Source organism: Glycomyces terrestris (assembly GCF_003933745.1).
In the GTDB taxonomy this organism is placed as follows: domain Bacteria; phylum Actinomycetota; class Actinomycetes; order Mycobacteriales; family Micromonosporaceae; genus Glycomyces; species Glycomyces terrestris.
This window is the reverse complement of the sequence record NZ_RSEB01000001.1, coordinates 757584-777259: the sequence shown is the minus strand read 5'-3', so window position 1 is coordinate 777259 and position 19676 is coordinate 757584. Positions and strand designations below refer to the sequence as shown.

Below are 19676 nucleotides of genomic sequence, written 5' to 3'. Positions count from 1 at the left end.
CCAGCCTACGCAGCCGGGCGCGGCCGCACCGGGGCGTCAGCCGTCGGAGCTGCGGGCCGCGAGGATCGCGATCGCGCCGGCCGCGTCCTGGATCCGCTCGTCCTCGACGTCGCAGCCGTGCTCCGCGAGGACGGCGAGCAGGTCCGCGATCACCGGCCCGGTGGCCTCCATGGCCCAGGACCGGTCGACCGGGTGCGCGTGGTCGGCGCCGCCGAGCCGCACGCCGTCGTGGTTCCACACCGCCGCGGCCGCCGCCGCGATCCGCCGCGCGCGCAGCTCCGCCTCGTCGAGGGGCCCTTCGGGTTCGGCGGTGTCCTGCCCCTGCGCGCCGTACGTGGGCCGGGCAGGGGTGCGGTAGCGCTCGTCGCCGAACAGCTCCCGGAAATCGCCGATGCCGTGCATTGCCGCGCTCGCCTCCCCCACCTGACGGGTGATCCGATGCCTCTATTTGTACCGGGTGCGATCGAAACGCCCGCAAGGGGAGTCCCCCGTTCGGGGACGCCCGCGCGGCGGCCGCAGGGCGGTATCCGGCCGTTGGGACCGCGGTCGGCGAAGCGGCCCGGGGGAGCACCCCCGGGCCGCTCGATCCGGTGCGGCCCTTCAGTTCCCGGCGAGGGCGCGCCCGGCCTCGCGGGCGGCGTCGAGCGCCTGCCGGTGCTGGTCGGCGGCGAGGTCGCGCAGGCCCTCCATGCCCGGGGTCGTGGCGGCGAGGGTGAGCTCGCGCTTGACGACCGTCAGGTCCGCGCCCCACAGGTCGCCGACGATGCGCTCGAGGTAGGGCGTGGAGTGGTCCCAGCCCTCGCGGGGCGTGCCGGGGCCGTAGCCGCCGCCGAGCGAGGTCACCAGGACCGTCGGCGTGCCCTTGAGGACCGGCGTGGTCGGCCCGGCGCCGGAGATGACCAGGTCGGCCCAGGTCTTGAAGTGCTGCGAGACGCCGTAGTTGTACAGCGGGACGGCCAGGATCGCCGCGTCGGCGGCCTGGAGCTCCTCGGCGAGTTCGGCGGCGAGGCCGAGGGCGCTGCGGTGGTGCTCGCCGCGCTGGTCCTCGGGCGTGTGGGCGCCGAGGGTGGCGTGCGCCCACGCCTCGGCGGGCAGCGGGTCGGTGCCGAGGTGGCGGCGGACGACGGTGCCGCCCGGGTGGGCGGCGGACCATTCGGCCTCGGCCAGGTCGGCGATCTCGGCGCTGGTCGAGGCGCCGGGGATGATGCTGGCGTCCAAGCGGAACAGGTTCATGCGTGCAGCTCCTTGCGAGCGGTCGACGGGTCGGGGCGCGTCGTCGGGCCCCTGCGACTTCTAAACGGACTTTACCCCGGTTGTATTCCCGGCGGGTAGATTGATCCCGTGGACCTTCCGCTCGTGCCTCTGGGCAAGCCCCGCGGCGAACGCGCCGACGCCAAGCGCAACCGCTTGCGGCTCTTGGCGACCGCGCGCCGCATGATGGCGGAGGGCGGCCCCGAGAGTGTGACGATGGACGCGCTCGCGGAGCGGGCCGGGCTCGGCAAGGGCACCGTCTTCCGCCGCTTCGGCACCCGCGCGGGGATCTTCAGGGCGCTCCTCGAGGAGGAGGCCGTGCGGTTCCAGGAGCTCGTGCTCGCCGGGCCGCCGCCGCTCGGCCCCGGCGCCGGTCCGGCGGAGCGCCTCGTCGCGTACGGGCGGGTCCGCATCGGCTTCCTGGTCGACAACCTCGAAGTCGCCCGCGCCGCGATGGAGCGCGACAGCCGGCTCCCGGCCGTCCAGGTCGACATGACCTTCGCCCACGTGCGCATGCTCCTGCGCCAGGCCGACCTCGGCGTGCGCGACCCCGACAGCCTCGCGATGCAGCTCGCCGCGGCCCTGGAAGGACCGCTGCTGCTGTACGTCTCGTCCGGACGGGACGCCGAGGCGCCCGGCTCCGAGGCGGGGCTGCGCCTCGCCGACGCCTGGCAGGACCTCGTGGAACGCCTCTTCCGCAGCGGTCCGAAATAGGCGGTCGCGCGGTCTCGCTTTTCGACGCCGAGAGGACTAGTCTGATCGAGTTGCGTGTGCATTCCGACAACGCGAATTGGAGGACTGCGCGACACGGTTGAGGCCCAAGGCCTCCCGTGCCGCAGGAGCACCCGGATTCCCGAAACGCGAAGTACGCCTTTCGTCCATGATCCGACATCACCCGTAGTGAGTAATGCGACACTCACTTTGCGAGAACCTCCATAGGATTCGATCATGGTCCCCGCCATCGATCACCCGCCGCAGCCGGTCCCCGGACCGGCCGACACCATCACCTCCGCCGGCGCCGCCGGTCGGACTCTCGCCGGACCACCGGCGCCCTCCACCGCCGCGGCATCATCCGGCGGCCCCACCTGGACCCGGGAGGTCTAGACGTGGAACTCAACTTCGACGGCGACTTCGTCAGACAGGCCGTCGCCATCCTCCTCAGCGCGAACCAGCTCGTCGCCTACTGGCTCGCCGGCAACAAGAACAACCTCGGATGGCTCCTCGGCGTCCTCGGGGGCATCCCCTGGATCGCCTTCATCGTGGTCTGGGACGTGTGGGGCCTCGCCCCGCTCGTGATCGGACTCCAGGTCATCTACATCCGCAACCTCATGCGCTGGTGGCGCGAGAGCCGCAGCGCCGAACCCGCACTCGAACCGCCCGCGGTGGTCCCGGCCAAGGTCGGGGCGCCGTCCGCCTCCTGACGCGAGTCACCGGACCGGCTGCGGAGGGACGGCCCCGCGAGGGCCGTGCAGCCGCCCGGTGCACGCGCTTCCCCCGGTGGCGGCGCTGTGGCACCATCACCTGATGCTCAGGTTCACCGACTTCATCATCGACTGCCCCGACCCGTTGGCGCTCGGGGCGTTCTACGCCGAGGTCACCGGCAGCCCGCTCAAGCCGAGCAGCACCGACTTCTGGGCCGCCATCGCCTTCGGCGGGATCGACCTCGCGTTCTACCGCGTCGACGAGTACACGCCGCCGACCTGGCCGAGCGGCGAGCACCCGAAGCAGTACCACCTCGACTTCGAGGTGGACGAGTTCGCGCCCGAGCGGGAGCGGATCACCGCCCTCGGCGCGACCCTCCAGCGCGAGTTCGTCAACGAGGAGGGGTACGGCTGGCAGGTCTACACCGACCCGGTCGGCCACCCGTTCTGCCTGTGCCGCAACAAGGGCTACGACTGGTCCTGAACCCCGGCCCATGACTCCGGGCGGTCCGCCAGGGCCGCCCGGATCTCGGCGAGCCACGCCTCGCCGCGCCGGCGCCCGTCCGGGAGCCGGTCGTCGCGGTCCCAGCGCCACGTCACCACCATCGCCAGCATGAGCAGGCGGCACTCCTCCAGCAGCTCCCGGTCGAGCCTCGGGTAGTGGTCGGCGACCTCCGCGGGCGCGTGGGCGAGGTCGAACTCGACCGGGCCGCGGCAGCACGTCTCGAAGTCGATGAACCGCGGCCCCGCGGCGGTGGCGAGCAGGTTGCCGGGGTGCGGTTCGCCGTGCAGCAGCTGCTCGGGGGCGCCGCGCGCGGCGATCGAGGCCCGCATGCGCCGCAGGACCGCGGACAGCAGCTCCCGCTTCGCCTCCGGCAGGTCCGGCGTCCGGTCGCGGTCGGCCAGGAGCAGCTGCGCTTCCTCGACCCGCTCGGTGAAGTGGGGCGCCGCGGCGTCGACGCGCCGCATCCCGGCGTGCAGTCGCGCGAGCGCGGCGGCGAACGGCGCCGGCGGGACCTCGCCGCTCGATTCGTAATGCGTCCACAGTGTCACCTCGAAGCCGTCGTGCGCGTAGACGCGCGGGGCCGCCCGGGGATCGAGCGCCGCCACCGGCGCCCCCGCCTCGGCCAGCCGCCGCGCGAGGTCGACCTCGAAGCGGGCGTTCGACTCCCCGGGGGGCGAGACGCGGGCGACGGCGTCGCACGGCAGCAGCCGCAGCGTGACCTTGTTCGAGGCGTGGAGCACCACCGCGTCGTCGACCGGCAGTCCGAGCGAGGCGGCCACCGCGACGGCGGCGCTCCGCATCTGTGAATCGCGCATCGCCGCATGGTTGCAGGCCCGCTCGGCCGCCGTCGAGCCGATTTCCCGCGCCGGCCGCGGCGCGGGACCGCTCACGCGTACCGGCGCGCCGCCCCGTGCAGGGCCGCGATGAACGCCGTCGTCGCGGGCGGGTCGGGCGGTTCGCCGTAGGTGACGAGGTGGATGCGGCGGAAGCGGTCGAGCGGCGTCGCCTCGACGTCGGCCCGGCGGTGCGTCCGCAGGGCCAGGCCCGGCGCGGTCGTCACGCCCAGGCCGGTCGCGACCAGCGCCTGCTGGACGATGATCTCGTCGCTGGTGTAGGCGATCCCGGGGGTGAAGCCCGCCGACTCGCACAGTTCGAGCAGCTCCTGGCGGCAGCGCGCGCACCCGGCGATCCACGCGGAGTCGCGGTGGTCGAGGAGGCTCTCTCCTGCCTGGAGGCTGACCAGGAACATCGGGTCGTCGAAGAGGTGCACGCCGCGCACGTCCCCGGGCAGGTCGTCGTCGTAGCGGAACACCACGGCCGCGTCGACCTCGCCCGCCCGCAGCATCGCGAGCGCCGCCACCGGGTGCGCCTCGACCAGCTGGATGCGGACGCCCGGCTGCTCGCGGCGCATCACCGCCGCCGCGTCGGGGACCAGTGTGGACAGTGCGGACTGGAACCCGGCGACGCGCACGCGCCCGGTCCGCAGGCCCACCATCGCCTCCAGCTCGGCCTGGGCCGCGTCGACCCGGCCGATGATCTCGACGGCGCGCCGCGCCAGCATCTCGCCCTCGGGCGTGAGCCGGATGCCGCGCCCGACGCGCTGCACCAGCCGCGACCCGGTCTCGGCCTCGAGCCGGGCGAGGTGGTGGCTCACCGAGGACTGGGCGTAGTGCAGGTGCTTGGCGGCCTTGGTGACCGAGCCGTGCGCGGCGATCGCCGCCAGCACGCGGAGCCGCACGATGTCGAGCATGTATCGATCATATCGATCGGTCACCGCGTGATCTGGCATTGGACTGATGGGTCGATCCGGAGGAGGCTGGAGCCATGACCACCACGATCACTCCGGCACCCGCACTGACCGGTGTCACCGCCGCCGTCCGCACCGCGCTCCGCACCGCCCGCGACTGGGACACCGCCTACCGCCGCGTCGCCGACGCCGTCCGCCCCGTCCTGCCGGGGCCCGAGATCCTCACCCCCGAGCAGCGCCTCGGCAGCCCGGACGGGCCGACCGGGCACCTCCTCCACGCCGAGCCGGACGGCAGCTTCTCGGTGACCGCCGTGATCTGGCGCCCGGGCCAGACCACCCCGATCCACGACCACATCACCTGGTGCGTCGTCGGCGTCCTCCAGGGCGTCGAGCACGAGGAGCTCTACGATCAGGACCTCGTCCGCATCGGCGAGAGCGACAACCTCCCCGGCGAGGTCAACGGCTTCGCCCCGCCCGGCGACATCCACCTGATCCGCAACACCGGCGCCGAGACCGCGATCTCGCTGCACGTGTACGGTACCGACCTCTCGCGGGTCGGCAGCAGCGCCCGCCGCTACTACGAGTCCGCCCGAGGAACGAGGTGAGCCGGACATGACCGTGCGATTCGACCACGTCGGCATCGTGGTGGACGACCTTCCCGCCGCCGTCGCGTTCTTCCTCGACCTGGGCCTCGAACTCGAGGGCGAGACCGAGGTCGGCGGGCCCTGGGTCGACGAGCTCATCGGCCTCGACGACGTGCGCGCCGACGTCGCCTTCGTCAAGACGCAAGACGGCTCCGGCCGCGTCGAGCTCTCGGTCTTCCGCCACCCGGTCGCGGACGAGCCGGCCCCGCGGGCGCCCCTGAACGTCCCGGGCATCCCGCGCGTCACCTTCGTCGTCGACGACGTCCGCGCCCTCGTCGACCGCCTCCGCGCCGCCCACGGCACCGAACTCGTCGGCGGGATCGCCCAGTACGAGGACGTCTACCTCTACGTCAACGTCCGCGGCCCCGCGGGCGTCATCATCGGCCTGGTCCAAGAACTCCGCTGAAGGCATGTGACCACGAGCACACGCCTGAATGCAACGCCGGTTTCGCCGGTTTCCGTCTGGTCAGTGAACGGGACCCCCGTCCCGTCCACTTCGACCAGAAAGGACCCGTCATGCTGCGACGACGGACCATGGCCGCGGCCCTCGCGGCCGCCGCCCTCACGGGCGCGATGGCCGCTCCGGCGGCGGCCGAGAGCGACCCGCCCGCCACTGCGGCGCCACCACCGGGCACCGGCTCGGTCGTCCTGCCGACCGGCGACCGGGTGCACGTCCTGCCCGGGGGCGCCCTCGGGCTCGCGCCCGCCGCGGGCCGCGAGGGCGTCGCCTTCACGACCGTCCGGGCCGCCGACGGCGACGGCCTCATCGTGATCCCCGGCGACCGGGCCGACGAGATCCTCTCCGGCGCCGAGGACGCCCGCCGCTACAACGTCACCGACCTCGTCGCGGACGGCCGCACCGACGCCGCGGCCCTCGCCGCGGCCGACCTCCGCGCCTACGCCGAACTGCCCCCGATCGCGGCCGCCGCGGACCCGACGCTCACCGTCACCGTCCGCGACCACGCCGGCGCCGTCCCCGACAGCGGCTTCGCCACCTGGTACGACAGCGACGACCCCGAGCACAGCGGCACGCTCGAGTTCGACGCCGCCGGCGTCGCCGCCGCGGACCTCCCGCCCGGCGACTACCTGCTGACGCACGCGGTCTGGAACCTCGGGCCCGGCGACGCCTTCACCGAGTACGTCTTCGGCGTCTCCCATGTCACCGTCGACGCCGACGGCGCCGAATTCGTCCTCGACGGCACCGCCGCGTCGCCCGTGACCGCCGAGACACCTGCGACTACGGCGACCACGTCACGGGCGACCTCGGCCCTTCGATGTGCGCCCTCGTCGACACGCCGTTCCCTTCGCACCGCCTGAACCTCTACACCGCCTCGCCTGAAATCGCTTGGGACACTACGATTCTCGGCGGCGTCTTCGATCCCGAGACGGGGTCGGTGCGCGACGGGTTCACCGAGGAGATCGAGGACGCCGTCCTCACCCCGGGCCGGACCGAGCGGAGCTTCCCGCGCGGGCCGCTGACCGCCGGGCCCGCGGACGCGTCCGTCTCCGACGACGGCACCGTCCTCGACGCCGCGGTCCCCTTGGGCGCGAGCCTGAACGGCGAACGCGTCGTCCTCCTCGGGTACGACGGCGACGTCGAGCTGCGCCGCGACGGCCAGCGCCTTGACGCCGTCTCCGGCATCGACCCCGCGGAGGGCTTCGGCCTCGCCCTCGACGGCGCCGGCCGCCACACCCTCGCGGTCGCCGGCTCCCGCGAACCGCTCAGCGGGCCGTTCGCCTTCAAGTCCGCCATCGACTGGTCCTTCGACCTCGACCCGGCCGCGGACCGGGAGCTGGTCCTCCCGGCCGTCGCGGTCACCGCCCCCGACGTCGTCGCCGGACTGACCCCGAACCGGGAGCAGCGGATCACGCTCCACCTCGTGTCCGGCTCCGGCGAGCCCGTCGCGGCCGCCGACATGGGATTCGAGGTCTCCTACGACTACGGCTTCACCTGGACCCCGGTCGAACTCGACCTCGACCCCGCCGCCGGCACGGCCACCGCGGAGCTCCACCACCCCGCGGATGCCACCCACGTCTCCGTCCGCACCACCGCCACCGACACCGCGGGGACCGAGACCTCCCAGACGACGATCCACGCCTACGGCCTGAGCTGACCGGCGGACACGAACCCGCCCGACCCCGTCTCCGCCTGAGGTTTCCGCCCCGGCTGACGGGACCGTGCCCCCGTTCGACCCTGTGATCGAATGGGGGCATGGGAAAACAGAGGAAGCGCAAGAACCCGCCGAGCTTCATCGTGGTGGCGCGCACCGCGTCCGGCGGCGGCTACCCGCACCCGATCGAGGTCGGCGTCCGGCCGAACGGCGCCGACTCGGTGCTGGCCTTCTCGATCGGCCCCCACGTCGTCAACGCCGGCGGCCTCGTCCCCCTCGGCAACGTCCTCGACGAGCACCGCACCGGCCTCAACCCGCAGTTCGGCGAGGAGTTCGACGCCGCCGGACTCGACTGGCTCGTCCCCCTCCTCGTCCGCCTCCACGCGGGAGAAGACGTCGCGGAGGAGATCAGATCCGCCTATCAGGAGCGCCACGGCAAGCGCCCCGAGACGATGTACTGAGCCCCCAGGCCGGGGCGCACCGCCCCGGCGACGACATCGGAGACGTGCACGACCGTTGACCCAGACCCCCGGACCCGCCGCGGCGGCCATTCGCGACCACGCCGGCGAGATCGACGACCTCCGGCGCCGGCTCGAAGGCGTGCGGTTCACCAGCGCCCTGATCGACCGGGGCGCTCCCGCCCCGGCGTCCATGCTCGCGTGGATCAGCGCTCGACTGGAGCCCCACGTCCGCGAGCAGGACCGCATCGTCGAGTTCCTGGCCGGCAACCTCTCCATCGCGGCGGCACGCCTGCGCGCCACCGCGGCGGCGTTCGAGGGTGAGCCCGACGCACCCCCGATGGCGCGGGTCACCGCCACTTCATACTGGGCGCCTGAAGGCGAGTCCGCGCCGAGCGTCGACTTCGCGGCCGAAGCGGAGCTCGCGGCCCAGATCCAAGGACTCGCGCGGACCATGGCGGTCGAGGAATGGGCCGAAGGCTCTCTGGCCGAGCCGCGGCGGCCGGCCCCCCTCGACACCGCGGCGGTCGCCGCCGTGCCCCACGGCGTCGAGAAGGCGCTCGAATTCCAACCGGACGTCCTCGCCGCGCAGGTGCGGGCCTGGCGGCACATGTCGGCCGAGCTCCAGCGGATCGCGCAGGACCTCCGGCACCGTCTCGTCCACGACATGCCCGAATGGACCGGCGAGGCCCATGCCGCCTACTGCTGGCTCATGGAGCACAACGTCAACTCCGCGGTCGCCCTCGGCGGCGCCGCCGCCGGACTCGCGGCCGCGATCGAGGGCGTCGGCATCGTCACCGCCGCCACGCGCGAACTCATCCGCGAACGCACCGCCGCACTCCTCCACGTCCTGAACACCTGGGCCGAGAACGACGACCAAGCCCCGACCACGACGCAACTCGTGACGGCGGCCGTCCAATGGGCGCTCACCGTCGCGTCCCACCTAGCGGCCCTGGCACGCAGCCTCCGAAACCTGAACACACTGCTGCGCAGCTGACCCCCGACCAAGGCCACCGGCACGCGAGCATCGCCTCGACGGCCCTGCCGGTCAACCCGCAGCACGGGACGGCGACCGCATATTCACGGTAATCAGTATTGGGTGGGTGCTACAGGGATCGAACCTGTGACCACCTCCTTGTAAGGGAGGTGCTCTACCGCTGAGCTAAGCACCCTGGGGCGCGGTGGGGGCCGCGCCGAGCCTGAGACAGGGTACCTGAACGGGGGCTTGGGCGCGAGTGCAGGGTCTTCGGGGCGGGCGGGGGAGAGGCGCGCCGCACAGCGGGGAATTCGGTGGAAGGTTCAAGTGTTGGGCGTGGGGTGACGACACTGAACAAGGTCCGTGTGGACATCTGGTCCGACATCGCCTGCCCGTGGTGCTACGTGGGCAAGGCGCGGTTCGACAAGGCCGTGCAGGAGCTGGACGGGAAGGTCGCCGTCGAGGTGCGGCACCGGTCGTTCGAGCTCGACCCGAACCGCAAGCCGGGGGACACCGCGCCGGTGGTCGACATGCTCGTGAAGAAGTACGGCATGAGCCGGGCCGAGGCCCAGGCCGGGGAGTACCGGCTCCAGGACCTGGCCAAGGCCGAGGGGCTCGAGTACCAGGCCGAGGGCCGGGACCACGGGAACACGTTCGACCTGCACCGGCTGCTGCACCTGGCGGGCGAGCGGGGCGTCGAGGCCGAGGTGTGGCAGGCGTTCTACGCCGCGAACTTCGCCGACGAGGCCTCGATCTTCGAGCGCGACCGGGTCGTCGAGGTGGCCGTGGCCGCCGGGCTCGACAAGGACGAGGTTGTGGCCGTGCTCGACGACCCCGAGCGGTACCGGGACGCCGTGCGCGCCGACGAGGCCGAGGCCGCCGCGCTCGGGGCGACCGGGGTGCCGTTCTTCGTGATCGACGAGAAGTACGGGGTCTCCGGGGCGCAGCCGACCGCGCTGTTCGCCGAGGTCCTTGAGAAGGCGTGGAACGAGCAGCGGCCCGCGATCACCCCGATCGCCGGGGCCGAGGACGCCGACGCGTGCGGCCCGGAGGGCTGCGCGATCTAAAGCCGCGTAAGTGGTGAAACCTTCACAATTGGTCGCGCCCAGGCATATCCTGAGGCGAATTCGACCAACGAGGAGGCGGTAGCCATGCCCATGGATCGCGAGACGCAGCTCAAGCTGGTGCACCTGCGGGACGACGCCGGCGTGCTCTCGCTCTACGTCAACGCCGACCCCCGGCAGGAAGGCTCGACCCCGCCCTGGAGGACGCGGCTCGACCAGGGCCTGAAACAGCTGCTCGAAGCCGTCGACAACGGCACCAGGTCCCTCCTGGGGCGCCGCGTCGAGGAGCTCAAGCTCGACATCGAGGCGCTCGTCCGCCCCGGCTCGCCCGGGATCGGGCGGGCGCTGTTCGTCGCCCTCGGCACCGGTGAGACCTACAGCGTCGAGATGCAGACGCCCCTGACCGACCGCGTCGCCCTCGGGCCCCGGTCGCACATCGCCCCGATGTTCGGCGCCTGGGCCGAAGGCTCCCCGGTCGGGGTCGCGGTCGTCGACGGGAAGGGGATGCGGCTGCTCGACAGCCGCTTCGGCAAGTGCGAGGAGGTCTCCGGCCTCGCCTTCGAGCTCGACACCGAGGAGTGGCGGGTCATGAAGGGCCCCGCGGCCGTCCGCAGCGCCTACGGCGGCCGCGACGGCTTCATCTCGTCGAACCAGAAGGACCTGTTCGACTACCGGGTGGCCGAGCACCTCCAGAAGTTCCTCTCCGCCGCGCACTCCACGCTGGAGGAGCACGTCAAGGAGTTCGGCTGGGAGCTCCTGTTCTTCTGCGGCGAGCCCGAACTCGTCGAGGCCGCCACGAAGTCCCTGCGCAACGGCGTCAAGGCCGAGGCCGTCGCCTCGAAGCTGGTGCTGAGCCAGAAGTCGCCCGCGCAGATCCAGCAGGCCCTCGCCCCCGAGATGGCCGCCGCCAGGCGGGCCCGGGACGAGCGGCTCGCCGCCGACTTCGCCGAGGCGCCGCCGAAGGCCGCCATCGGGTCCGAGGAGGTGCTCGACGCCCTCCAGGGCGGCCGCGTCGACCGGCTGCTCATCGAGCGGGACTCGGTCTGGAGCGCGCGAACCATCCCCGAGGGCGCGGTCCTCGCCGACGCCGTCGCGCCCGGCGAGCCCGACGTCGCCACCGCGATCGCGGAGGCGCAGCTCGGCGAGGCGATGATCGAGATGGCGCTGGCGTCCGACGCCCGCGTGTCGATCCTCGGCGAAGGCGTCGACCTGGGGGAGAAGGCGGGCGGCGTGGGGGCGATCCTGCGCTGGTGACGACCGCTTGAGTCGATACTTAGGTTATGCTAACCTACATTCGGCAGTTCGAATTAGGGCCGCGAGTCTCTCACCTCTCGCGGCCCTAGCTGCGTTCCGGGGCTTTCCCCGCCCTTGCTGCTGCGTCACATTCCGGCCCGAGGGCTTCCGCGCCGACAGAATTCAACGTATGTTGAATTCATCGAATGATGAATTACCGGCCCGCCCCTAGGAGGACGCCATGTCACAGCAGCAGTCCGAGGTCATCGTCGTCGGAGCCGGCCCCACCGGGCTCCTCCTCGCCGGCGACCTCGCCGAAGCCGGCGTCGAGGTCACCGTCCTCGAGAAGCGCGGCGCCGCGATCTCCAACCTCACCCGCGCCTTCGCCGTCCACGCCCGTACGCTCGAAGTCCTCGACGCCCGCGGCCTCACCGACGACCTCTTCGCCCTCGGTGGCAACCGCCTGAGCGAGCTCTTCCTCTTCGGCTCCGCCAAGATTCGCCTCGGCGGCCTCGACTCCCGCTTCCCCTGCGTGCTCATGACCCCGCAGTACAACGTGGAGCGCGTCCTGCGCGAACGCGCCACCGCCGCCGGGGCCCGGTTCCGTTTCGGCTGCAAGGTCACCGGCGTCGACCAGACCGAAAGCCGCACCACCGTCCGCACCGACCGCGGCGACTTCCACGCCGCCTACGTCGTCGGCGCCGACGGCGTCCGCTCCGCCGTCCGCGAGGCCGCCGGCATCCCCTTCCCCGGCGAGGCCGTCCTCACGTCGATGATGCTCGCCGACGCCGAGCTCGCCGACCCGCCCGCGCAGAGCCCCAGCGTCGGCAGCGCCGGCGGCGCCTTCTGCTTCGTCGCCGACTTCGGGGACGGCACCTGGCGCGTCATCGCCTGGAACGCCGCCGACCAGCAGGACGACGACGCCCCCGTCGCCACCGACGAGATCCGCACCGCCCTGAAACTCGCCTTCGGCACCGACTTCGGCATGCGCGAACCGCGCTGGCGCTCCCGGTTCCACTCCGACGAGCGCCAGGCCCCGACCTACCGCGTCGGCAGCGTCCTCCTCGCCGGGGACGCCGCCCACTGCCACTCGCCCGCCGGCGGCATGGGCATGAACACCGGCCTCCAGGACGCCGCGAACCTGTCGTGGAAGCTCGCCGCCGTCCTCCGCGGCGCCGACCCGGCCCTGCTCGACACCTACGAGGCCGAGCGCCACCCGGTCGGCGAGACGGTGCTGCGCTCCAGCGGCCGGATCCTGCGCGTCGCCGCCAACAAGTCGAAGGTCGTGAAGGCCGTGCGCGGCGCCGTGCTCGGCACCGCGCTGCGCCTGGACCCCGTGCAGCACAAGGTCACCGGACTCATCAGCGGCATCGACATCCGCTACCCGCACGCCCACGGCGAGCACCCGCTCACCGGCACCCGCGCCCGGGACGTCGACCTCGCGGACGGCTCGCGGCTCTACGAGGCCCTGCGCGGCGGCCGCTTCGTCGTCCTCGACGGCACCGAACCCACTGGGGCCGTTGACGTCGCCTCCGCCGAGCCCGACGGCCTCACCCGCGTCGTCCGCCCCGACGGCTACCTCGGCTGGGTCGGCGCGGACGACCCCGCGGCCGTGCGGGCCTACCTGGAGGCCCGCGCCGTCACGGACTGAACCCCAGGAGACCGAGACGGCGGCGGGTCTGCACCCGCCGCCGTCGCCCCGTGCGCCGCGGCGGGACCGTCGCTTGTGGGCGCCGACGCCCCGCCGACACGAGTTCGCCCCGCGTTCACTCACTGAGGGTTGCACGCCGGTGGCATTTGTCGTGAACTTGCATTCCACCCGGTTTCATCCTGAGATATAGAGGTTCAATGACAAACGTCCTCAGTCGACGCGGCGTGCTCGGCGCCGGCCTCGCCGTCGGTGCCACGGCGGTCGCCACCGGTGCCCTCTCCGGAACCGCGCACGCGCAGGAGACCCTCGGCGGCTCCCTCATCGGGGAGGCCAAGCGCGACCAGCTCCACCTGCTCACCTTCAACATCCGCTACAAGGGCGACCCCACCCCCCACTCCTGGGAGGAGCGCCGCCCCCTCGTCAAGACCGTCCTCAAGCGAGAGAAGCCCACGATCCTGTTCACGCAGGAGGGCCTCTACGGCCAGCTCCAGGACGTCCTGGAGGACCTGGACGACCGCTACGACTGGATCCACCTCGGCCGCCTCGGCGGCTCGAAGTCGGAGGCCACCGCGATCTACTGGGACTCCAAGCGCCTCAAGGTCGTCGAGTACGACCACCTGTGGCTCTCCGACACCCCGCTGCTCATCGGCTCCAAGAGCTGGGGCAACAACGTGGTGCGGATGCTCACCTGGATCAGGTTCCTCGACCTGCGCACCGACAAGGAGTTCTACGTGGTCGACAACCACTTCGACCACCAGTCGGAGAACGCCCGCCAGCGCGGCGCCCAGATGAACCTCGACGTCATCGCCCCCTGGGTCGAGCAGGGCTTCCCCGTGGTCAGCGCCGGCGACTTCAACCAGGTGCCCGACACCCCGACCTACACCATCCTCATGGACGGCGGCCTGGTCGACACCATGCTCGCCGCCGAAGAGCAGGTCACCCCGGTGTGGGGCACCTGGAACGGCTGGAACCCCGTCCCCAGCGAGACCGAGCGCCGCATCGACTGGATCCTCACGACCCCCGAGATCCGGGTCCTCAAGGCCGCGGTCAACACCTACGTCAAGGACGGCCTCACCCCGTCCGACCACTGGCCGGCCCAGGCGCTCATCGAGCTGCCGTAGCGCCGGGACGCGCAAGCGCCTGCGGGGCGGCGGACGCGACGCTATGGTCGCGACCATGAACGTCGTTCGCACCGCCGCCCCCGAGGCGCCGCCCGTCCTGCGCGGCGCGCCCCTGATCGGCCCGGTCGAGGCGCCGGACGTGCACCTCATGACCTACAACCTCAAGTCCGCCTCCGGCAGCCCCGCGCACGCCTGGTGGCAGCGCCGGCCGCTGGTGCGCGACCTCGTCGGGGCCGAGCGCCCGACCGTGCTGTGCACGCAGGAGGGCCGGTTCCGCCAGCTGTGGGAGCTGCGCGAGGACCTCGGCGGCTACGACTGGATCCACCTCGGGCGCGGCGGCGGCTCGCGCTCGGAGTCGACCGCGATCCTGTGGGACGCCTCGCGGCTGGCGCCGCTCGACTACGACCACCTGTGGCTCTCGCGCCACCCCGACCGGATCGGGTCGCGCTCCTGGCGCTCGGGCACCGTGCGGATGCTCACCTGGGTCCGCTTCGAGGACAAGGCGACCGGGAAGGACTTCCACGTCGTGAACGTCCACCTCGACCACCGCTCGGAGAAGGCCCGCCGCAAGGGCGCGGCGATCTGCCGCGACGTGGTGCGCCGCTTCCAGGGGCCGGCCGTGCTCGCCGGGGACTTCAACTGCGGGCCCGACTCCCCGGCCCGCGCCGTGCTCGCCGGCGGCGGCCTGACCGACGCCTGGCCCGCGGCCGAGGAGCGCCTCACCCCCGACTGGGGGACGTTCAACCGCTGGAGGACCGAGCCGGCCGCGGGCCCGACCATCGACTGGATCATGGTCAGGTCCGGACCGCGGCGGCAGGAGCTGACCGTCCGCAAGGCGGGCGTGAACACCCGCAGCGCGGAGGGGATGACGCCGTCCGACCACTGGCCGGTTCAGGCGGTGTTCACGATCGGCCGGCGCTGAGGTACTCGCGGATCTCGCGCGCGGCGGCCCGCCCGGCCCGGTTGGCGCCCACGGTGCTCGCCGAGGGCCCGTAGCCGACCAGGTGGAGGCGCGGATCGGCCGCGACCCTGGTGCCGTCCATGGTGATCCCGCCGCCGGGCCCGCGCAGCTTCAGCGGCGCGAGGTGGTCGAGCGCGGCCCGGAACCCGGTGGCCCACAGGATCGTGTCGGCGGGCACGAAGCGCCCGCCGTGCGGGTCGGATTCACGGCCCGCGAGCGGCGCCGAGAAGACCACGCCGCCGGGTTCGATCCGGTCGAACATCGGGTGGCGTTCGAGGACGCCCGCCTCGCGGGCGGCCCGGATCTCGGGCGTGAGCGGGACGCCGGTGACGCTGACGACCGACTGCGGCCGCAGGCCCCGGCGAACCCGCTCCTCGACCATTGCGACGGCCTCGCGGCCCCGGTCGGGGTTGAAGTCGCCGCTGCGCCACCGCGGTTCGCGCCGCGTCACCCAGGTGGTGGCGGCCGCGTGCGGGTGGATCTCCATGAGGTGCTGGATCGCGGAGATCCCGCCGCCGACGACCACGACGCGCTCGCCCGCGAACTCCCAGGGGCCGCGGTACTGCGCGGTGTGCAGCTGCCGGCCCGCGAACGACTCCTGCCCGGCGTAGCGCGGCCAGAACGGGCGCTCCCAGGTGCCGGTGGCGTTGACGAGGGCCTTGGCGATCCAGGTGCCGCGGTCGGTGGCGACCTCGAGGCGCTTGTCCGGGAGCGAGCGCACCGACCGGACCGAGACGGGGCGCTGGACGCGGAGGTCGAACTCGCGCTCGTAGGCGGCGAAGTAGTCGGCGATGACCCCGGCGACCGGGGTCGACGGGTCCGGTTCGGGCACGGGCATCCCGGGGAGCCGGTAGACGCCGTTCACGGTCGCGAACGTGAGGGTCGGCCACCGGAACTGCCAGGCCCCGCCCGCGTGCGGCGCGTGGTCGAGGACGGCGAACCCGGTCTCGGGCTCGAAGTGTTGGCGCAGGAAGTACGCGGCCGAGAGCCCGGCCTGGCCGGCCCCGATGACCACGACGTCCACTTCCCGCATCACACCAGGCGAAACGCCGCGGGGCGGCCCCGGATTCCGGGAGGTGAGGGCCTTCACGCGCCCCGCGTCCTCACGGCGCGGGCGGCCCGAACTCGGCCTTCATCGTGAACGCCTCCGGCGTCGGGCCCTTCTCGCGCAGCAGCGTCAGGCGCTTCTCGGCGTCCTCGACGGTGGGCCGCTCGCCCGCGGGGACCCACCACAGCGCGGTGACGGCCTCGCGCAGGTGCGCGAACCACTCGCGGCGGCGCTGGAGGAACGGCCGGTGCGCGGGCCCGTAGACGTAGGCGCGGAACGCCTCCGCGTCCGTCCACACCGACATGTTCACGATGAGCCACTCGTCGCCCCAGAACCGGAACCCGGTCGCGCCGTCGACCAGGCGCCACACGAAGCCCTCGGCCGCGTCGGCGGCGGCGTTGACCTCGGCGAGGCCGTCCATGAAGTCCTGCATCACCGGGGAGTCCAGGGGTGCGCGCATCCGCCCGATGTTCACCTGCGCCAGTTCGTAAGCCATCCCCCGAGCCTGCCAGCGCCCGCCCGCGCGCGTCAACGCCCGGGCCCGAAACCCGGTCGGTCCCCAGTCGACTGGGTTTCCGGTCGACCGGGTTTCCGGTCGACCGGTTTCGGCCGGGGACGGGGGCGGGCCGCGCGGCCCGCCCCCGTCCTGCGCCTCGGGGTCCTACCCGGCCAGGAGGCCGCGCAGCACGTACTGGAGGATGCCGCCGTTGCGGTAGTACTCGGCCTCGCCCGGGGTGTCCAGGCGGACCACGGCCTCGAAGGTGGTCACGGTGCCGTCGGGGCCGGTCGCGGTGACGGTGACCGTCTCCGGGATGCCCTCGTTGATGGCGTCGATCCCGGTGATCGCGACCGTCTCCTCGCCGGTGAGGCCGAGGCTCTGGTGCGACTCGCCCTCGGGGAACTGGAGCGGGAGGACGCCCATGCCGATGAGGTTCGAGCGGTGGATGCGCTCGTACGACTCGGTGATGACGGCCTTGACGCCCAGCAGCAGCGTGCCCTTGGCGGCCCAGTCGCGGCTGGAGCCGGTGCCGTACTCCTTGCCGGCGAAGATCACCAGCGGGGTGCCGGCGGCGGCGTAGTTCTGGGCCGCGTCGTAGATCGTCGTCACGGGGCCGCCGGCCTGCGTGAAGTCGCGGGTCCAGCCGCCCTCGGTGCCCGGCGCGAGCTGGTTGCGCAGGCGGATGTTCGCGAAGGTGCCGCGGACCATGACCTCGTGGTTCCCGCGGCGGGCGCCGTAGGAGTTGAAGTCGGCCGGGGACACGCCCTGGGTCTTCAGGTACTCGCCGGCGGGCGAGTCGGCCTTGATCGAGCCGGCCGGGGAGATGTGGTCGGTGGTGACCGAGTCCCCGAGCTTGGCGAGGACGCGGGCCCCGTGGAGGTCCTCGACCGCGCCCGGCGTCGCCGGCATGCCCTCGAAGTAGGGGGCCTTGCGCACGTAGGTCGAGGCCTCGTCCCACTCGAAGGTGTTCCCGGTCGGGATCGGCAGGGACTGCCAGGTCTCGTCGCCGTCGAAGACGGAGGCGTACTCCTTGAGGAACATGTCGCGGCCGATGTGCCCGTCGACGACCTCGCGGACGGCCTCGGGGGAGGGCCAGATGTCGCGCAGGAACACGTCCTGGCCGTCCTTGCCCTTGCCGATCGGGTCGCTGGTCAGGTTGATGTCCATCGTCCCGGCGAGCGCGTACGCGACGACCAGCGGCGGGCTGGCGAGGTAGTTCATCTTGACGTCGGGGTTGATGCGGCCCTCGAAGTTGCGGTTGCCCGAGAGCACGGCGGCGACGGCGAGGTCGCCGGCCTGGACCGCGGCCGAGGTCTCCTCGGGGAGCGGGCCGGAGTTGCCGATGCAGGTGGTGCAGCCGTAGCCGACGAGGTTGAACCCGAGCTTGTCGAGGTAGGGGGAGAGCCCGGCGCGCTGGAGGTACCCGGTGACGACCTGGGACCCGGGGGCGAGCGAGGTCTTGACCCACGGCTTGGAGAGCAGGCCGGCCTCGACGGCGTTCTTGGCGAGGAGGCCCGCGCCGACCATGACGTACGGGTTCGAGGTGTTGGTGCACGAGGTGATCGCGGCGATCACGACGGCGCCGTGGTCGAGCTCGAACTCGCCGGCCTCGGACTTGACGGTCTGCGGGTTGTGCGGGCGGTCGCCGTTCGGGGTGCGGGCGGGGGCGTCGGAGCCCGGGAAGGACTCGACGCCGGCCTCGTCCACGACGTAGTTGGCGACGTCGCGGCGCCACTGGCGGCCGGCCTCGTCGAGCTGGATGCGGTCCTGCGGGCGCTTGGGGCCGGCGATGGACGGGACGACCGTGGACAGGTCGAGCTCGAGGTACTCGGAGTACTCGGCCTCCTGCGACGGGTCGTGCCACATGCCCTGGGCCTTGGCGTAGGCCTCGACGAGGGCGATCTGCTCCTCGGTGCGGCCGGTCAGGCGCAGGTAGTCGATCGTGCGCTCGTCGATCGGGAAGATGCCGCAGGTGGAGCCGAACTCGGGGGCCATGTTGCCGAGGGTGGAGCGGTCGGCGACGGGCACCGAGGCGACGCCCTCGCCGTAGAACTCGACGAACTTGCCGACGACGCCGTGGTCGCGGAGCATCTCGGTGATGGTGAGGACGAGGTCCGTGGCGGTGGTCCCGGGCGGGAGGTCGCCGGAGAGCTTGAAGCCGACGACGCGCGGGATGAGCATCGAGATGGGCTGGCCGAGCATCGCGGCCTCGGCCTCGATGCCGCCGACGCCCCAGCCGAGGACGCCGATGCCGTTCTCCATGGTGGTGTGGGAGTCGGTGCCGACGCAGGTGTCGGGGTAGGCGACGCCGTCGCGGGTCATGACGACGCGCGCGAGGTGCTCGATGTTGACCTGGTGGACGATGCCGGTGCCGGGCGGGACGACCTTGAACTCGTCGAAGGCGGTCTGGCCCCAGCGCAGGAACTGGTAGCGCTCGCGGTTGCGCTCGTACTCGCGCTCGACGTTGCGCTGGAAGGAGTCCGGGTGGCCGAAGAAGTCGACGATCACGGAGTGGTCGATGACCATCTCGGCGGGCGCGAGCGGGTTGACCTTGGAGGGGTCGCCGCCGAGGTCGCGGACGGCCTCGCGCATGGTGGCGAGGTCGACGACGCAGGGGACGCCGGTGAAGTCCTGCATGATCACGCGGCCGGGCGTGAACTGGATCTCGGTGCTGGGCTTGGCGTTCGGGTCCCAGGAGCCGAGGGCGCGGATGTGGTCCGCGGTGATGTCGGCGCCGTCCTCGTTGCGCAGCAGGTTCTCGAGGAGGACCTTGAGGCTGTAGGGCAGGCGCTGGTGCCCCTCGACCTTGTCGATGCGGTAGATGTCGTAGTCGTGTTCGCCGACCCGCAGCGTGTCGCGGGCGCCGAAGGAGTCCGTACTCACCATGAGAGCTCCTCGAGTCAGAACTGAAGGTCGGTCTCAGTCTGCCGCAACCCGAGAGGTCGGGGACCGCGGTCGGGCAGAGCCGCCGACTCTTAAACAGTAC

At 72.5% G+C, this 19676-nt stretch carries 21 protein-coding genes and 1 tRNA gene; 14 read left to right on the top strand and 8 right to left on the bottom strand.

The genetic code is table 11. From position 1 onward, the window contains the following. Positions 1-36 precede the first annotated feature (36 nt). Positions 37-402, bottom strand: a complete 366-nt coding sequence (locus EIW28_RS03715; protein WP_125246337.1) for a hypothetical protein — start codon at positions 400-402, stop codon at positions 37-39. 198 nt (positions 403-600) lie between these two features. Continuing rightward, positions 601-1233 (bottom strand): FMN-dependent NADH-azoreductase, encoded by a 633-nt coding sequence (locus EIW28_RS03710; protein ID WP_125246336.1) that lies wholly within the window; start codon positions 1231-1233, stop codon positions 601-603. Positions 1234-1341: 108 nt separating this feature from the next. Here EIW28_RS03710 and EIW28_RS03705 point away from each other — a divergent pair, with 108 nt between their 5' ends. The 3 genes from EIW28_RS03705 (at position 1342) to EIW28_RS03695 (ending at position 3156) form a co-directional block, all read left to right on the top strand. Then, positions 1342-1965 (top strand): TetR/AcrR family transcriptional regulator, encoded by a 624-nt coding sequence (locus EIW28_RS03705; RefSeq protein WP_125246335.1) that lies wholly within the window; start codon positions 1342-1344, stop codon positions 1963-1965. A gap of 392 nt (positions 1966-2357) precedes the next feature. Then, complete coding sequence (locus EIW28_RS03700) at positions 2358-2672, top strand: hypothetical protein (protein WP_125246334.1); 315 nt, start codon at positions 2358-2360, stop codon at positions 2670-2672. 103 nt (positions 2673-2775) lie between these two features. Beyond that, positions 2776-3156, top strand: coding sequence for a VOC family protein (locus EIW28_RS03695; RefSeq protein WP_125246333.1), 381 nt, complete (start codon positions 2776-2778; stop codon positions 3154-3156). On the opposite strand, the gene EIW28_RS03690 is transcribed toward EIW28_RS03695, so the two are convergent. Together EIW28_RS03690 and EIW28_RS03685 are read right to left on the bottom strand one after the other, a co-directional pair. Further along, complete coding sequence (locus tag EIW28_RS03690; protein ID WP_125246332.1) at positions 3141-3992, bottom strand: aminoglycoside phosphotransferase family protein; 852 nt, start codon at positions 3990-3992, stop codon at positions 3141-3143. The genes EIW28_RS03695 and EIW28_RS03690 overlap by 16 nt on opposite strands. 71 nt (positions 3993-4063) lie before the next feature. Then, positions 4064-4927, bottom strand: coding sequence for a LysR family transcriptional regulator (locus EIW28_RS03685; RefSeq protein ID WP_125246331.1), 864 nt, complete (start codon positions 4925-4927; stop codon positions 4064-4066). A 74-nt stretch (positions 4928-5001) separates the two neighbouring features. Here EIW28_RS03685 and EIW28_RS03680 point away from each other — a divergent pair, with 74 nt between their 5' ends. The 6 genes from EIW28_RS03680 (at position 5002) to EIW28_RS03655 (ending at position 9134) form a co-directional block, all read left to right on the top strand. Next, the gene (locus EIW28_RS03680; RefSeq protein ID WP_197717044.1) at positions 5002-5529 is read left to right on the top strand and encodes a cysteine dioxygenase family protein; all 528 of its coding nucleotides are present in this window, start codon (positions 5002-5004) and stop codon (positions 5527-5529) included. Positions 5530-5536: 7 nt separating this feature from the next. Beyond that, positions 5537-5974 (top strand): VOC family protein, encoded by a 438-nt coding sequence (locus tag EIW28_RS03675; RefSeq protein WP_125246330.1) that lies wholly within the window; start codon positions 5537-5539, stop codon positions 5972-5974. 110 nt (positions 5975-6084) lie between these two features. Next, a complete protein-coding gene (locus tag EIW28_RS03670) occupies positions 6085-6885 on the top strand; it encodes a hypothetical protein (protein WP_125246329.1) in 801 nt (266 codons plus the stop codon). Beyond that, entirely contained in the window at positions 6843-7682 is an 840-nt protein-coding gene (locus EIW28_RS03665; RefSeq protein WP_125246328.1) for a hypothetical protein, read from the top strand. Before EIW28_RS03670 ends, EIW28_RS03665 begins: the two co-directional genes overlap by 43 nt. A gap of 98 nt (positions 7683-7780) precedes the next feature. Continuing rightward, positions 7781-8140, top strand: coding sequence for a hypothetical protein (locus EIW28_RS03660; protein ID WP_125246327.1), 360 nt, complete (start codon positions 7781-7783; stop codon positions 8138-8140). A gap of 55 nt (positions 8141-8195) precedes the next feature. Further along, the gene (locus EIW28_RS03655) at positions 8196-9134 is read left to right on the top strand and encodes a hypothetical protein (RefSeq protein ID WP_125246326.1); all 939 of its coding nucleotides are present in this window, start codon (positions 8196-8198) and stop codon (positions 9132-9134) included. A 103-nt stretch (positions 9135-9237) separates the two neighbouring features. On the opposite strand, the gene EIW28_RS03650 is transcribed toward EIW28_RS03655, so the two are convergent. Then, positions 9238-9309, bottom strand: a tRNA-Val gene (locus EIW28_RS03650). Positions 9310-9454: 145 nt separating this feature from the next. Here EIW28_RS03650 and EIW28_RS03645 point away from each other — a divergent pair. From EIW28_RS03645 to EIW28_RS03625, 5 genes are all read left to right on the top strand, one after another. Next, positions 9455-10180 carry a DsbA family oxidoreductase gene (locus EIW28_RS03645; protein WP_232013782.1) on the top strand — a complete coding sequence of 242 codons (726 nt, stop codon included), beginning with the start codon at positions 9455-9457 and terminating at the stop codon, positions 10178-10180. An 84-nt stretch (positions 10181-10264) separates the two neighbouring features. After that, on the top strand, positions 10265-11431 hold the full coding sequence (locus EIW28_RS03640) for a VLRF1 family aeRF1-type release factor (RefSeq protein ID WP_125246325.1): 1167 nt from the start codon (positions 10265-10267) through the stop codon (positions 11429-11431). A gap of 220 nt (positions 11432-11651) precedes the next feature. Further along, positions 11652-13061, top strand: coding sequence for an FAD-dependent monooxygenase (locus tag EIW28_RS03635; RefSeq protein WP_125246324.1), 1410 nt, complete (start codon positions 11652-11654; stop codon positions 13059-13061). A 197-nt stretch (positions 13062-13258) separates the two neighbouring features. After that, entirely contained in the window at positions 13259-14182 is a 924-nt protein-coding gene (locus EIW28_RS03630; RefSeq protein ID WP_125246323.1) for an endonuclease/exonuclease/phosphatase family protein, read from the top strand. 55 nt (positions 14183-14237) lie between these two features. Beyond that, the gene (locus EIW28_RS03625) at positions 14238-15104 is read left to right on the top strand and encodes an endonuclease/exonuclease/phosphatase family protein (protein ID WP_158630278.1); all 867 of its coding nucleotides are present in this window, start codon (positions 14238-14240) and stop codon (positions 15102-15104) included. Here EIW28_RS03625 and EIW28_RS03620 read toward each other — a convergent pair. From EIW28_RS03620 to acnA, 3 genes are all read right to left on the bottom strand, one after another. Next, positions 15085-16176: an NAD(P)-binding domain-containing protein gene (locus EIW28_RS03620; protein WP_125246321.1), complete on the bottom strand. Its 1092-nt coding sequence runs from the start codon at positions 16174-16176 to the stop codon at positions 15085-15087. The genes EIW28_RS03625 and EIW28_RS03620 overlap by 20 nt on opposite strands. A gap of 70 nt (positions 16177-16246) precedes the next feature. After that, complete coding sequence (locus EIW28_RS03615; protein WP_125246320.1) at positions 16247-16687, bottom strand: DUF3291 domain-containing protein; 441 nt, start codon at positions 16685-16687, stop codon at positions 16247-16249. A 165-nt stretch (positions 16688-16852) separates the two neighbouring features. Then, complete coding sequence (acnA, locus tag EIW28_RS03610; protein ID WP_125246721.1) at positions 16853-19573, bottom strand: aconitate hydratase AcnA; 2721 nt, start codon at positions 19571-19573, stop codon at positions 16853-16855. Between the last annotated feature and the right edge of the window lie 103 nt (positions 19574-19676).